Raw genomic sequence first — 12,952 nt, 5'->3', positions numbered from 1 at the left:
TGGCCGCATAACGCGGCAAAGTTAAAGAGTAAGGGTTGATCAGCGTTTGAGCATTGCCCGAATGTCGGCCAGTGCGTTGTTGCCGCGCGCGGCTTTGACTTCCACGGGCGCATCGTCCAGGCCTTCCCAGGCCAGGTCGTCCGGCGGCAGTTCGTCGAGGAACCGGCTGGGCGTGCAGTCGATGATTTCGCCGTATTGCTTGCGCTTGGCGGCAAAGGTGAAGGCCAGGGTCTGGCGCGCGCGGGTGATGCCCACGTAGGCCAGGCGGCGTTCCTCTTCGATGGTGTCGGCTTCGATGCTGGAGCGGTGGGGGAGGATTTCTTCCTCCATGCCCATGATGAACACGTAGGGGAATTCCAGGCCCTTGGAGGCATGCAGGGTCATCATCTGCACGCCCTCGGCGTTCTCTTCCTCTTCCTGCTGACGCTCGAGCATGTCGCGCAACACCAGCTTGCCGATGGCGTCCTCGATGGTCATGTCACCCTCTTCGTCTTTTTCGAGGGTGTTTTTCAGCGCTTCGACCAGGAACCAGACGTTGCTGATGCGGAACTCCGCCGCCTTGTCGCTGGCGGTCTGCTGGCGGATCCAGTTTTCGTAGTCGATGTCGCGGATCATCTCGTGCAGCGCGGCGATCGGGTCTTCCAGGGCAACCTTGTGGCGCACGCCGTCGAGCCAGTGCTTGAAGCGCTGCAGGCGCTCGGTGTAGCGCGCGTCCAGGTGTTCGCCCAGGCCCAGCTCTTCGCTGGCGGCGTACATCGAGATGCCGCGCTCGGTCGAGTAGTTGCCGAGCTTTTCCAGGGTCGTGGAGCCGATTTCCCGGCGCGGCACGTTGATCACCCGCAGATAGGCGTTGTCGTCGTCGGGGTTCACCAACAGGCGCAGATAGGCCATCAGGTCCTTGACCTCCTGGCGGCCGAAGAAGCTGTTGCCGCCCGACAGGCGATACGGCACCTGGTGGTGCTGCAGCTTCAGTTCGATCAGCTTGGCCTGGTAGTTGCCGCGGTAGAGGATGGCGAAATCGCTGTATGGGCGGTTGGTGCGCAGGTGCAGGGTGAGGATTTCCATGGCCACGCGTTCAGCCTCGGCTTCCTCGTTCTTGCAGCGGATCACGCGGATCTCGTCGCCCACGCCCATTTCACTCCACAGCTGTTTCTCGAAAGCATGCGGGTTGTTGGCGATCAGCACGTTGGCGCAGCGTAGGATGCGGCTGGTGGAGCGGTAGTTCTGTTCGAGCATGACGATCTTCAAGGAAGGGTAATCCTCCTTGAGCAGCATCAGGTTCTCTGGGCGCGCGCCACGCCAGGCGTAGATCGACTGGTCGTCGTCGCCCACCACGGTGAACTGGTTGCGCATGCCGATGAGCATTTTCACCAGCAGGTACTGGCTGGCGTTGGTGTCCTGGTATTCGTCCACCAGCAGATAGCGCACGCGGTTCTGCCAGCGCTCCAGCACCTCGGGGTGCTCCTGGAACAGCTTGACCGGCTGCAGGATCAGGTCGTCGAAGTCCACTGCGTTGAACGCCTTGAGCGTGCGCTGATAGTGGGTGTAGACGATGGCGGCGGTCTGCTCGCGTGGGTTGCGGGCTTTTTCCAGGGCTTCGGCGGGGAGGATCAGGTCGTTCTTCCAGGCACCGATCATGTTCTTGATCTCGTCGATGCCGTCGTCGCCGGAATATTCCTTCTGCATGATGTCCGACAGCAGCGCCTTGATGTCGGACTCGTCGAAGATCGAGAAGCCTGGCTTGTAGCCGAGCTTGTCGTGCTCCTTGCGGATGATGTTCAGCCCCAGGTTGTGGAAGGTGCACACCGTCAGGCCCCGGCCTTCCCCCGGCCGCAACAGCGTGCCGACCCGTTCCTTCATCTCGCGCGCGGCCTTGTTGGTGAAGGTCATCGCGACGATGTACTGGGCACGGATGCCGCAGTTCTGGATCAGGTGGGCAATCTTGCGCGTGATTACGCTGGTCTTGCCGGAGCCTGCACCGGCGAGCACCAAAAGAGGGCCGCCGACGTAGTCACGGGCTTCCTGTTGCCTGGGATTGAGTCGGGACATGCTAGAAACCGGGGGTCGCCAGAAAATAGCCGCGCATTCTAACAGGCATGGGGCGGTTGTGGCGCGACCGTCTGACGTCTGAGTCAGACTTTCTGCCAGCCTGATTACCATTAGTCAGGCTCATGCTATTCACGAAAAAAATCGTAATTGCCGGTTTCACGACTTTCGAGCAGGATGCACGTCAAAATGTGTCGGGACGCGCTGTGGGCAAGGATATGTCTAAAAGTGAAAATCATTTTCATTTATGCAGTAGCATACCTGACCTCCCTCGTGTCACCGTCCATGCTTTAAGGAGCCCGCTTGTCCACGCCTGTCGAACCTCTGCGTTTGCTGTTGTTGGCTGATGAGCCGGAATGGGCCGCCTTGCTGCGCGAGTGCCTGCTGCCGCTGGACGGCACGGCAGTGCTGCTGACCGCACCTAACTGGGCGGCGGTCGACACCCTGTTCAGCCATGACCGCCAGGCGGTGATATTGGCCACCCCGGATCTGCAACCAGCGCCGGGGCGCTGCGACTTGCCGACCATCCTGCTGCTCGACCATGAGCCTGAGGCGCCACCCACCGGCGTCAGCGACTGGCTGGTGCGTGACCAACTCAACGCCGACGCCCTGCGCCGTTCGTTGCGCCATGTGCGCGAGCGCGGTGTGCTGGTCGCGACCTTGCAGCGTCTGGCCGAACAGGACCCATTGACCGGTATCGCCAACCGCCAGGGTTTTCAGGCGCTGCTGACTGCACGCCTGGCCGAAAACGACGGCCGCGGCGTTGCCCTCGGGCACCTGGACCTGGACAACTTCCGCCACGTCAACGATGCCCTCGGCCACCAGGGCGGCGACCGCCTGATCCTGCAAGTGGTATCGCGCCTCAAGCAGCAACTGGAGGCCGGCGACCAGCTGGCGCGCCTGGGCAGCGACGAGTTCGCCCTGCTGATCGATACCCGCCGCGACACTGGCCGCGCCGAGTGGATCGCCGAACGCATCGTCGAAGCCCTGGCCGAACCTTATTGGATCGACGGTGAAAGCCTGCTGCTCGGCTGCAGCCTGGGCCTGGCCCACGCCCGCGCGCAGAGTGGCGCCGACCCGTTGATGTGGCATGCGCACATTGCCATGCGCCAGGCCAAGAGCAGCCAAGGCTGCACCTTCCATGTGTTCAACGAACGGATCAACCGCAACGCCCGCAGCCTGGCCGACCTGGAAGGCGAATTGCGCCGCGCCCTGCGCCGCGACGAGCTGGAGCTGCACTATCAGCCGCGGCTGAACCTGGCCGATGGCCGCATCGTCGGCCTGGAGGCCCTGGTGCGCTGGCGCCATGCCGAGCGCGGCCTGCTGCCACCGAGTGAATTCGTGCCGCTGGCCGAGCAGAGCGGGCTGATCGTGCCGCTGGGCTACTGGGTGATTTCCCGCGCCTTGCGCGACATGCAGGCGCTGCGCGAGAGCGGCCTGGCGCCGCTGCACATGGCGGTGAACCTGAGCTTTCGCCAGTTCCAGGACAGCCAGTTGCTGGCGACGCTGAGCCGCCTGATCATCGAGCACGGTGTCGATGCCCGCTGGCTGGAGTTCGAGTTGACGGAAACGGCAGTGATGCGCCGCAACGAGCTGGTGCGCCAGACCATGGATGCCCTGGGGCGACTGGGCGTGCGTTTTTCGCTGGATGACTTTGGCACCGGCTTCTCTTCGTTCGTGCACCTGAACAGCCTGCCGATCACTCTGCTCAAGGTCGACCGCAGCTTCGTCGCCGAGATGGAGATGCGCGAGGAGAACCGCAAGCTGGTGCACGCGATGATCAACCTGGCGCACAACCTCAATCTTGAGGTGGTGGCCGAAGGTGTCGAGAGCCACGAGCAAATGGCCTTGTTGCGTGGGTTTGGCTGTGACCAGGTGCAGGGTTTTCTGGTCAGCAAGCCGCTGCCGGTGGAGGAGTTGGTGGAGTATCTGCAGCAGGCGTCAGAGCGCAAGCTGGTGGAAGTCATCTAGGCCGTCTTCGCGGGGCAAGCCCGCTCCCACAGGTTGGGGTGAACACTGTACCTGTGGGAGCGGGCTTGTCCCGCGAAGAGGCCATGAAGTCAGGCCGAAGCAGCAGCCCCAACCCCAGCCTTCCCCAGCATCCGCTTCATCCGCCACTCAAAGGCAAAAGTCAGCGCCACCGACGCACAGGCCAGCCCCAACGCCAGCCCCCACCACACTCCGACCGCGCCGCCGCCCAGGGTGAAGGTCAGCAGCCAGGCACTCGGCGCACCGACCAGCCAGTAGCAGCACAGCCCGATCAGGAAGGTAGTCTTGGCATCCTTGAGCCCACGGATCGAACCCATGGCAATGGTCTGCACGCCATCGAACAGCTCGAACCAGGCCGCGACCATCAGCAAACTCACCGCCAACTGGTAAATGCCCGCGAACGCCGGGTCATTAGCATCGATGAACAGGCCCACCAGCATTTCCGGGCGCAGCCAGAACAGCGCGGCAAAAGCGAACATGAGCATCGCGCCGAAACTCATGCCCACCCGCCCGGCACTGCGTGCCGCCAGCAGGTTGCCGGCGCCGTAATAAAGCCCCACACGCATGGTCACCGCATACGAAAGCCCGGTCGGCACCATGAACGCGGTCGAGACGATCTGCAGCGCGATCTGGTGCGCCGCCAGTTCGGTGCTGCCCAATACGCCCATGCACAGCGCGGCGAAGGCGAACAGGCCGACCTCGACCATGTAGGTGCCACCGATCGGCAGCCCCAGCCGCCATAGCTCACGCAAGGCCGGCAGCGAAGGGCGCGACAGGCCCTTGCGCAGCGGGTAGGCGGCGTAGGCCGGGTGCCAGCGGATGTACAGTGCCAGCGCAATGGCCATGCCCATCGACACCACGGCGGTCACCAGGCCAATGCCCATCAGCCCCAGCTTGGGCAGGCCGAACATGCCCTCGATCAGCGCGACGTTGAACAGGTAGTTGAGCACCGTGCCGACCAGGCTGATGACCATCACCGGCGTCGAACGGCCCAAGGCGCTGGTGAAGCCGCGCAGGGCCATGAAGGTCAGGTAGCCGGGCAACGCCAGTGGCAGCAGGGTGAGGAACTGCATGGCCGCGTCGACGTTTTCAGGCTGCTGGCCGAACAGCAGCAGCACCGGCTTCAGGTTCCACAGCGCCAGCGCCGCCACCAGCGCCAGCCCCCAGGCCAGCCACAGACCGTTCTGCGCCAGGCGCGTGGCGCCCTCGATGTCGTTGGCGCCCTTGCGGATCGCCACCAGCGTGCCGACCGCCGCGATCACGCCCAGGCAGAAGATCGACACGAACGAATAGCTCGCCGCGCCCAGGCCGCCGCCGGCCAGGGCCTGCGGGCTGATGCGGGCCATCATCAGGGTGTCGGTGAGCACCATCAGCATGTGCGCCAACTGCGAGGCGATCAGCGGCCCGGCCAGGCGCAGCAAAGCCTTGAGTTCTGTGGTGGGCGCAACGTGCATGGGTGTAGTCCTTTTGGCCTGACTCTGTGAGCGAGGGACGATTCTGAGGCTTCGGTCAACTTTGCACAAAAGGATAAAAACGATGGTTGGCATGAGTTGAACTCATGCCTATATGATTCTGAGCATTCCTTGTCCGCCCCGAATGCAGGTGCCTCATGTCCCGCCAGATGCCTCCGCTGTATGCGCTACGCGCATTCGAAGCCGCCGCCCGGCTCAGCTCCTTCACCCGTGCCGGCCAGGAGCTGTCGATTACTCAGAGCGCGGTCAGCCGGCACATTCGCACCCTGGAAGAGCATTTTGCCTGCCGCCTGTTCATCCGCAGCGGGCGCAGCCTGCAGTTGACCGAGGCGGCGCGGGTGCTGCTGCCTGGCGTGCGTGAAGGGTTCGCGGCGCTGGAGCGGGCGTGCGACACGTTGCGCGGCGAGGACGACATCCTGCGCATGAAGGCGCCTTCGACCCTGACCATGCGCTGGCTGCTGGCGCGCCTTAGCCAGTTCCGCCACCTGCAGCCGGGCAACGAAGTGCAGCTGACCAGCGCCTGGATGGACGTCGACCACGTGGACTTCAATCAGGAGCCGTTCGACTGCGCGGTACTGCTCAGTGACGGCGTGTTCCCGCCGGATTGGGAAGTGCGCCGACTGTTTGCCGAGCTGCTGATCCCGGTGGGTGCACCGGACCTGCTCAACGAAGGCCCGTGGGACGAACGTCGGCTGGCCGGCATCGAGCTGCTGCACCCCACTCCCGACAAGCGTGACTGGCGTGAATGGCTGGAACGCATGGGGTTGACCGACAGCGTTTCGCTCAAGGGCGGGCAGGTGTTCGACACGCTGGAGCTGGGCATGATCGCGGCGGCCCGGGGTTACGGGATCTCCATGGGTGATCTGCTGATGGTGGCCGAGGATGTGGCCCATGGGCGCTTGAGCCTGCCGTGGCCGACAGCGGTGCCCAGTGGCATGGATTATTACCTGGTATGGCCGCGCACCCGGCCGGGTGGCGAGCGGTTGCGGCGCTTGAGTGTGTTTTTGCAGGAGGAGGCGGCGGCGGTGAATTTGCCGGATGTGAAGATTCTGCCCTGTCTTTGATTGCCTGGACTGGCCCTTTCGCGGGGCAAGCCCGCTCCCACAATGCCCCAGGCACCACAGACCACTGTGGGAGCGGGCTTGCCCCGCGAAGAGGCCGGCAAAGATAAACGCAAAGGTTTGCGAATACCCCGGCCCGACACTCAAGTATTCGCCCGCGGCGCCGACCTACTTGCACCAGCGTCCCGGAAAGAGGGCGCGATTCTCCGTCGATAACCAGCAGGCGGTCAGCGTGATCAGGATGATCCCGGCCGTTTGCCAGGAGCTTCTTTATGTCTCAACCGCGTGCCCGCATCGCCTCGCAGCTCGGTATCGCCCTCGCCATCGTGCTGGCGCTGGTGATCACCGGCAGTACCCTTTTCGCCCTGCGTTCCCTGGACGACGCCAACCTCGCCACGCGCCAGGCGCACTTGGCCAGCGAGGCGCGCCTGCTGGCCGACCAGCTGGAAACCTTCCACGGTTCGCTCAAGGACAACACGCAACGCTTGAGCGGCTTGTTCGAGCGTCGCTTTGCCTCGGGGCTGTCGCTGCATGCCGGCGAAACCGTGCAGGTTGCCGGGCAGGCCACGCCTGCGTTGTACCTGGGCGAGCATCTGTTGAACAACGACTTCCAGCAGGTGGATGAATTCCAGCAGATGACCGCGGGCATCGCCACGCTGTTCGTGCGCAGTGGGGATGACTTCATACGCATCACCACCAACCTGAAAAAACAGGACGGCAGCCGCGCGATCGGCACCCACCTCGACCGCCAGCATCCGGCTTATGCAAAGTTGCTGGCGGGGCAGATGTACGTGGGCCGGGCAGTGCTGTTCGAGCGTAACTACATGACCCGTTATGTACCCGTGAGCGACGGCAATGGCCGGGTGATCGCGGTACTTTTCGTCGGCTTCGATTACACCGATGCGCAGAATGCGCAGTTCAACAACCTCAAGCGCTTCCGCATTGGCGAAACCGGGTCGCTGGCCATCCGTGACGACCAAGGTCAGTGGCTGGTGCCGCCCGCCAATGCCGATCAGGACCTGTTCAGCGCCTCGGCACCGTTCGCCGAAGGCCCATGGACCGTGGTTGCCAGCATGCCCAAGGCGGAAATCCGCGAAGTGACCTGGAGTGTGGGGACGCGCCTGGCCATCGGCAGCCTGCTGGCGATGCTGCTGGCCGTGGCCGCCACGCTGTGGCTGCTGCGGCGCAAACTGCGCCCGCTCGACGATCTGGTACGCCAGGCCAATGCACTCGGCGCCGGCGACCTGAACGCGCGCCTGGCGGTGACCAGCCATGACGAAATCGGCCAACTGGCGCGCAGCTTCAACAAGATGGGCGAAGCCCTGGCGACCATGGTCGAGCACATTCGCGGCGCGTCCGAGCAGGTCAGTGGCCGCGCCCGTTCGCTGGCCGGCCTGTCGGCAGGCGCCTGCGAAGGCATGGACCAGCAGTCCGGCGAAATCACCAGCATGGCCGGTGCGGTGGAGGAATTCAGCGCCACCTCGATGAACATCGCCGACAACATGGCCGGCACCGAGCGCATGGCCCGCGACAACGCCCAGCAGACGCGCATTGGCCGCACGGCCATGGATGAAGCGTCGAGCTCGCTGCGCCAGATCGCCGAAGCGCTGGGCGGCACTGCCACAGTGATGGACACCCTGGGCGCCCGTTCGCAGGAAATCGGCGGCATCGTCGGGGTAATTACTGCGATTGCCGAGCAGACCAACCTGCTGGCGCTCAACGCGGCCATCGAAGCGGCCCGTGCGGGCGAGCAGGGCCGCGGCTTTGCCGTGGTCGCCGACGAGGTCCGCGGGCTGGCGGCGCGTACGCGCCAGGCAACCGATGAGATCTCCGGGATGATCGCCAGCATTCAGCAGCAGACCGGCCATGCCATCAGCACCCTGGAGCAGGGCAATCTGCTGATGCAGGAAGGCTTGCAGCGCAATGACAAGGTGGCCGAGGCGCTGGCGCGCATCGATGAGCAGAGCCGCGCGGCGGGCGAGCAGTTCACCGTGATCAGCACTGCGACCCAGGAGCAGAGCAGCACCGCCACCGTGCTCAGCCGCAACCTGCAGAGCATTGCCCAGGCCAACAGCGAGCAGCGCGATGTGGCCAATGAACTGGCCTTTACCGCCCGTGAGCTGGAAGGATTGGCGGCGCAGTTGCGTCAGGAAGTGGATCGGTTTCGGGTGTAGATAGAGGTTGGCTGTGCCGGCCTCTTCGCGGGCAAGCCCGCTCCCACAAGGATTGCACAAGACCCTGTGGGAGCGGGCTTGCCCGCGAAGAGGCCAGGAAGTCTTACATTGCCCTCAGATTCAACGCCTGCGCACACGCCTGCAGCGACCGCCGCTCGCTCTGCGCATACAACGCCAGCTCATCCTGCACCGGCAGCCCCAGCGCCGCCTCGAACGCCTCGCGGTTGGCATTGCTGCCATAGTCTGCCTGGGCCTCATCCCCCAGGTTTGACTGGAAGATCCCCGCCGCGCTCACCGGCAAGAAGTCCTCATACACCAACGCCTCGAAGTGCACATGACCTGCGTCGATCAGGCCTTGCAAAGTGGTCGGCCGACCAGCCTGCTCACGCGCAGCCAGGCCCTTGTCCGTGGCGAAGTAGCGGAAATACGCCAGTCCCTGCTCACGCATCTGCGCCAGGTCATCCGGGAATGCAGCGAACTGTTCTTTCAGGAGTGCCCCATATCGCTCGGCATTCGACTCGGCTGGCGCGCCACCCAATGCCGCCCGGGTAGCGTCGAGCAGCCGGTCATACAGCTGGCGTCCCTTGGGCGTCAGCGCCGCGCCACGTTGTTCGATCTCGCCGAAGCGAGCGGTATGGCTACCCTGGTGGTCGTTGAACGCAACGGTCTCCTGCAGTGCTTTGAAGCTGGTCTGGCGCAGCAGGATCGGATGACGGCGGGTAGGCGGGCCTTCGACCACGGCCTTGGGCGGGATGCCCTTGGCCGGCATGCCAAGTTGAATCGCGTCGATGTCCAGCGTGCGAGGTGTGAGGTGATTGATATGCGGGCCCTTGAACGCCACCACATCGGCAATCAGGCGATGTTGGTCGTGCAGCTGCTGATATTGCTCGGCGCTGACCGTGGCGTCCTGGTGCCAGCGGAAGGTGTGCAGCGCTTCCTGCACGAAGGCGTCGGCGTCGGCCGCGTTCAGGCCGCCCTCGCGCTCGCATTGGGCGATCAGTTCGAGGGCGCGGGCGCTGAAGATCTTGCGCCTGGCCAGGATGCTCCGGGCCAGCTCGCGCAGGGCCGGGTTGTCGATCAGTTCCAGGCGCAGCAACGACGTGAACACGCGGAAGGGGCTGACGTGCAGTGCCTGTTCGTGCACGGCGCGGAACGCGGTGGAGTGCACGGGTACGCCAGCGGAACTGAGGTCGTAGTAGCCGACTGGCTGCATGCCCATGACGGCGAACAGCCGGGCGATGGTGGCCAGCTCTTCGGCCGTGCCGACGCGGATGGCGCCGTGGCGTTCCTGATCCAGGCGCTCGACCTCGCCGGTCCAGCGCAGGGCTTCGGCGACCTTGGGTTGCTGGGCCATGACCTGCTGGTTGATTTCGCTCACCAGCTCCAGCAGCGTGCCGTAGAGCGGCACTTCCTGTTTGTACATGAGCGACATGGCGGCAGAGAACTGCGCGCGTATGCTGTCGGGGCTGACGAAATCGTGGGCGGGCATCGCTAGCTTCCTGATTGGGTTAGGGCGGTTACATGAAAGCTGGGAATGCATTGGCCTCGCAAGCGAAAAAAAGTGGTTGAGTCATTCCTTTTTTGATCGACCTTTAGGGCCTCTTCGCGGGGCAAGCCCGCTCCCACAGAGGCCCTCAAGCCTAGAGCTGCTCCCGAATCCACTCCACCAACGCCCGCACCTTCGGCACCTCCGCCGCATGCTCGGCATACGCCAGGTAATGCTTCCCGGCACTGGGCATCGCATGGTCCCAAGCAATCACCAAGCTCCCCTCGGCCAGTTCCCTGGCCACTAGATAACGCGGCACCAAGGCCACCCCACAACCCGCTTCGGCCGCACTCAAGGCCATGTAGAAGGTATCGAAGCGCGGCCCGTGGTAGGCGTTGACGCTATCCAATCCCAGCTCCAGAAACCACTCGTGCCAGGCCTCCGGCCGCGAGGTGCTCTGCAGCAGCACCAGTTCGGCCAGCTCTGCGGCACTGCTAAGTTCGCGCCCCGCCAGCAGCTCCGGCGCGCACACAGGCAGCACTTCTTCGCCGAACAACTCGATGCAAGTAGCCCCCGGCCAGGTCCCCTGCCCATAGAAGAACACCACATCCGCCGAGCCCTGCAGCAAGGCGAACGGCTCCATCTCGTTGCGGATGTCCAGGTGGATGTTGTTGTGGCGCTTGCCGAAGCCCTTGAGGTGCGGGATCAACCAGCGCACGCCAAAACTCGGTTGAGTAGCTACCTTCAATATCTCGGTCTGCTCGCCGTAGGTCAGCACATAGCGGCTGGACATGTCGACCTGGGTGAGGATCTTGTTGACCTCGGCCAGGTACAGGCTGCCAGCGGGTGTCAGCTGCAAACGCCGGCGGATGCGCAGAAACAGGTGGTGACGCAGCATTTCTTCGAGCTGCGCCACCTGTTTGCTGACCGCGCTCTGGGTCAGGTGCAGCTCTTCGGCGGCGCGGGTGAAGCTCAAGTGGCGGGCTGCAGCCTCGAAACACTGCAGGGCGGTCATGGAAGGCACCAGGCGTTTGGACATAGCGTTCTCTGCGGCTTAAATCATTACCTGACGGAATGATATGCGGAATAAAGGTCGTTTGTTGCACCGATGTGATCGGATTAATACTGATCCCCATCATTTTTCCAACTCATCACCCGATGTAGGAGATGCACAAATGGTTGCTGGATTGCTCGAACGCCTTGGCGTTGCCGCCGCGGCTCACACCCAGGGTGACTACCCTGTTCACACGCCGATCGACGGCAGCCAGATTGCCTCGGTGAAGCTGCTCGGCAAGGTCGAGACCACCGCCATCATCGACCAGGCGCACAGCGCCTTCGAAGCCTGGCGCAGCGTGCCGGCCCCGCGCCGTGGCGAATTGGTGCGCCTGTTCGGCGAAGTGCTGCGTGAGCACAAGGCCGACCTCGGCGAGCTGGTGTCGATCGAAGCCGGCAAGATCACCCAGGAAGGCCTGGGCGAAGTGCAGGAAATGATCGATATCTGCGATTTCGCCGTGGGCCTGTCGCGCCAACTGTACGGCCTGACCATCGCCTCCGAACGCCCTGGCCACCACATGCGTGAAACCTGGCACCCGCTGGGCGTGGTCGGCGTGATCAGCGCGTTCAACTTCCCGGTCGCGGTGTGGGCCTGGAACACCGCTCTGGCATTGGTCGCTGGCAACGCAGTGGTGTGGAAGCCGTCCGAGAAAACCCCGCTGACCGCGCTGGCTTGCCAGGCGCTGTTCGAAAAAGCTCTGAAGGCCTTCGGCGATGCCCCGGCTGGCTTGGCGCAACTGGTCATCGGTGGCCGTGAAGCGGGCGAAGCGCTGGTCGATGACCCGCGTGTGCCTCTGGTCAGCGCCACCGGCAGCACCCGCATGGGCCGCGAAGTCGGCCCGCGCGTGGCAGCCCGTTTCGGCCGCAGCATTCTGGAGCTGGGCGGCAATAACGCCATGATCCTGGCCCCGAGCGCCGATCTGGACCTCGCTGTGCGCGGCATCCTGTTCTCCGCCGTCGGCACCGCCGGCCAGCGCTGCACCACCCTGCGCCGGCTGATCGTGCATCGTTCGATCAAGGACGAAGTGGTTGCCCGCGTCAAAGCCGCCTACGCCAAGGTGCGTATCGGCGACCCGCGCAAGGACAACCTGGTTGGCCCGCTGATCGACAAGCTGTCGTTCGATGCGATGCAGGGCGCGCTGGCACAGGCTCGCGATGAAGGCGGCGAGGTGTTCGGTGGCGAGCGTCAGTTGGCTGCCCAATTCCCGAACGCTTACTACGTATCGCCGGCCATCGCCGAGATGCCCGCGCAGAGCGATGTGGTACGCCACGAAACCTTCGCGCCGATTCTCTACGTGCTGGCCTACGACGACTTCGAAGAGGCCCTGCGCCTGAACAACGAAGTGCCACAGGGCTTGTCGTCGTGCATCTTCACCACCGATATTCGTGAGGCGGAGCGCTTCCAGAGTGCCTCGGGCAGTGATTGCGGTATCGCCAACGTCAATATCGGTACCAGCGGCGCCGAGATTGGCGGTGCGTTTGGGGGAGAGAAGGAAACCGGTGGCGGGCGTGAGTCGGGGTCGGATGCCTGGAAAGGGTACATGCGGCGCCAGACCAACACCGTGAACTACTCGCGCGAGCTGCCGCTGGCGCAGGGTATCGTGTTCGATTGATGCTGTATGGCCGGGGGCACAGCCCCCGGTTCGCGGGCAAGCCCGCTCCCACAATGAT

8 protein-coding genes and 1 pseudogene are annotated in these 12,952 nt (G+C 64.1%); 5 read left to right on the top strand and 4 right to left on the bottom strand.

Annotated elements, in window-relative coordinates; translation table 11 throughout:
• Positions 1-39 precede the first annotated feature (39 nt).
• Positions 40-2,049 carry a DNA helicase Rep gene (gene rep / locus ACIPZF_RS17170; protein WP_400801485.1) on the bottom strand — a complete coding sequence of 670 codons (2,010 nt, stop codon included), beginning with the start codon at positions 2,047-2,049 and terminating at the stop codon, positions 40-42.
• A gap of 300 nt (positions 2,050-2,349) precedes the next feature.
• Between rep and ACIPZF_RS17165 the strand changes: the two genes are divergently transcribed.
• Positions 2,350-4,017, top strand: a complete 1,668-nt coding sequence (locus ACIPZF_RS17165; RefSeq protein ID WP_400801483.1) for a putative bifunctional diguanylate cyclase/phosphodiesterase — start codon at positions 2,350-2,352, stop codon at positions 4,015-4,017.
• 89 nt (positions 4,018-4,106) lie between these two features.
• Here ACIPZF_RS17165 and ACIPZF_RS17160 read toward each other — a convergent pair whose 3' ends face one another.
• A complete protein-coding gene (locus ACIPZF_RS17160) occupies positions 4,107-5,489 on the bottom strand; it encodes a NorM family multidrug efflux MATE transporter (RefSeq protein ID WP_400801481.1) in 1,383 nt (460 codons plus the stop codon).
• Between the two features lie 155 nt (positions 5,490-5,644).
• On the opposite strand from ACIPZF_RS17160, the gene ACIPZF_RS17155 reads away from it, so the two are divergent.
• From ACIPZF_RS17155 to ACIPZF_RS17145, 3 genes and pseudogenes are all read left to right on the top strand, one after another.
• Positions 5,645-6,571 carry a LysR substrate-binding domain-containing protein gene (locus ACIPZF_RS17155; protein ID WP_400801480.1) on the top strand — a complete coding sequence of 309 codons (927 nt, stop codon included), beginning with the start codon at positions 5,645-5,647 and terminating at the stop codon, positions 6,569-6,571.
• A 269-nt stretch (positions 6,572-6,840) separates the two neighbouring features.
• Positions 6,841-7,881 (top strand): annotated as a pseudogene (locus tag ACIPZF_RS17150) (Cache 3/Cache 2 fusion domain-containing protein); the annotation flags it as partial.
• Positions 7,879-8,742, top strand: coding sequence for a methyl-accepting chemotaxis protein (locus ACIPZF_RS17145; protein WP_400801608.1), 864 nt, complete (start codon positions 7,879-7,881; stop codon positions 8,740-8,742). The pseudogene ACIPZF_RS17150 and the gene ACIPZF_RS17145, both read left to right, overlap by 3 nt.
• Before the next feature lie 103 nt (positions 8,743-8,845).
• Here ACIPZF_RS17145 and ACIPZF_RS17140 read toward each other — a convergent pair whose 3' ends face one another.
• Entirely contained in the window at positions 8,846-10,231 is a 1,386-nt protein-coding gene (locus tag ACIPZF_RS17140; RefSeq protein WP_400801479.1) for a VOC family protein, read from the bottom strand.
• 151 nt (positions 10,232-10,382) lie between these two features.
• Positions 10,383-11,267, bottom strand: coding sequence for a LysR family transcriptional regulator (locus ACIPZF_RS17135; protein WP_400801477.1), 885 nt, complete (start codon positions 11,265-11,267; stop codon positions 10,383-10,385).
• A gap of 136 nt (positions 11,268-11,403) precedes the next feature.
• Here ACIPZF_RS17135 and ACIPZF_RS17130 point away from each other — a divergent pair, with 136 nt between their 5' ends.
• Positions 11,404-12,894, top strand: coding sequence for an aldehyde dehydrogenase family protein (locus ACIPZF_RS17130; protein ID WP_400801475.1), 1,491 nt, complete (start codon positions 11,404-11,406; stop codon positions 12,892-12,894).
• Positions 12,895-12,952: the final 58 nt, after the last annotated feature.

The sequence above is a fragment of the Pseudomonas sp. NPDC089752 genome (assembly GCF_044748725.1).
Lineage (GTDB): Bacteria > Pseudomonadota > Gammaproteobacteria > Pseudomonadales > Pseudomonadaceae > Aquipseudomonas.
This window is presented reverse-complemented; position numbering and strand designations above follow the sequence as displayed.

Bases quoted from the DNA above. Each gene is read 5' to 3' on its own strand.
- rep (WP_400801485.1), bottom strand. From the start codon at position 2,049: ATGTCCCGACTCAATCCCAGGCAACAGGAAGCCCGTGACTACGTCGGC.
- ACIPZF_RS17160 (WP_400801481.1), bottom strand. From the start codon at position 5,489: ATGCACGTTGCGCCCACCACAGAACTCAAGGCTTTGCTGCGCCTGGCC.
- ACIPZF_RS17155 (WP_400801480.1), top strand. From the start codon at position 5,645: ATGTCCCGCCAGATGCCTCCGCTGTATGCGCTACGCGCATTCGAAGCC.
- ACIPZF_RS17145 (WP_400801608.1), top strand. From the start codon at position 7,879: ATGGGCGAAGCCCTGGCGACCATGGTCGAGCACATTCGCGGCGCGTCC.
- ACIPZF_RS17140 (WP_400801479.1), bottom strand. From the start codon at position 10,231: ATGCCCGCCCACGATTTCGTCAGCCCCGACAGCATACGCGCGCAGTTC.
- ACIPZF_RS17135 (WP_400801477.1), bottom strand. From the start codon at position 11,267: ATGTCCAAACGCCTGGTGCCTTCCATGACCGCCCTGCAGTGTTTCGAG.
- ACIPZF_RS17130 (WP_400801475.1), top strand. From the start codon at position 11,404: ATGGTTGCTGGATTGCTCGAACGCCTTGGCGTTGCCGCCGCGGCTCAC.